The following is a 1,002-nucleotide window of genomic DNA, read 5'->3' as shown; positions in this document are numbered from 1 at the left end:
GTAATAATATCATTCCACCATAATGTCGGAATCAAAAAGGTCAGTACAACAAAAATCCCCCAGACACAGTATCTTACCCATGGTTTCGACTCCACCTCTCTTGGCATGGAATACAGAAACCAGATAAAGCTTCCTGTATGGATAACCAGTTCAATGATCTGAAAAAAGCAATATAATACATAATTCATTTCCATCATCCTCTCCGGTGCTCCAGCCGTGCCGACAGCCAGACAGTCAGCTCCTGTTTCCATGTTTTCTGTTTTTTCTGGGAAAGAGGAATTTCCATTCCATTGTCCAGATAAATGTGCTGTCCTTTTACATTTTTCACATGAAGCATATTTACGGAAAAGCTCTGATGAGGCATGGAAAAGCCAAAATCCTCCATACGTTTTGCCACATTTCCAATGCGCTCCACCATATAATATTCATCTTCATCTGTCACAATCCGTATCCTTCTGTTCTCATACTCAAAAAAATAAATGGACTCTACAGGAAGGCAGACAATTCCATCCACTGTGCGAAAATCAAGGATGATCTTTTTATCCGAGGCTTCCATATACCGGAATATCTCTTCCAGAACATTTATAATCTCCTGTCTGTTCACAGGCTTCAGCAGATACTGAAATGCATGAACTCCAAAAGCTCCTGCCACATAATCCCGGTAAGCTGTCAGATAAACAATTTTTACATCAGTATCTACAGAGCGGATAGCCTTTCCTGTTTCTATGCCATTCATTCCCTGCATGTCAATATCAAGAAAAACCGCGTCGTAAGGCTGGTAATTTTCCATCAGCTCCCTTCCGGAAGAAAACACCCTTACCTCCACCTGAGACTTCCATTCCAGAATCATTTTTCTGACCTGCTCACGAATATTTTTATCATCATCACAAACTGCAATTCTGTACATTTCAGTCACTCTCTCCTGTTGTTTTTACTATAATCATTATACCTGAAATTGTAAACACGGTATACACAAGAGACAAAAATCATGTACTAAATGAC

2 protein-coding genes are annotated in these 1,002 nt (G+C 39.8%); both read right to left on the bottom strand.

The window, feature by feature from the left end; translation table 11 throughout:
• The coding region (locus QVP40_RS08310; protein ID WP_288200403.1) for a hypothetical protein at positions 1-188 on the bottom strand (188 nt) is incomplete at its 3' end.
• A gap of 5 nt (positions 189-193) precedes the next feature.
• The gene (locus QVP40_RS08305; protein ID WP_022067996.1) at positions 194-907 is read right to left on the bottom strand and encodes a LytR/AlgR family response regulator transcription factor; all 714 of its coding nucleotides are present in this window, start codon (positions 905-907) and stop codon (positions 194-196) included.
• Between the last annotated feature and the right edge of the window lie 95 nt (positions 908-1,002).

Origin of the sequence: Blautia sp. CAG:257 (assembly GCF_000433815.1) — a bacterium.
Lineage (GTDB): Bacteria > Bacillota > Clostridia > Lachnospirales > Lachnospiraceae > Blautia_A > Blautia_A caecimuris.
Note: the sequence above shows the minus strand (reverse complement) of the source record. Positions and strands in the feature narration are given on the sequence as shown.

What these genes read in the sequence shown, in the direction of transcription:
- QVP40_RS08305 (WP_022067996.1), bottom strand. Translation starts at nt 907, where the DNA reads ATGTACAGAATTGCAGTTTGTGATGATGATAAAAATATTCGTGAGCAG.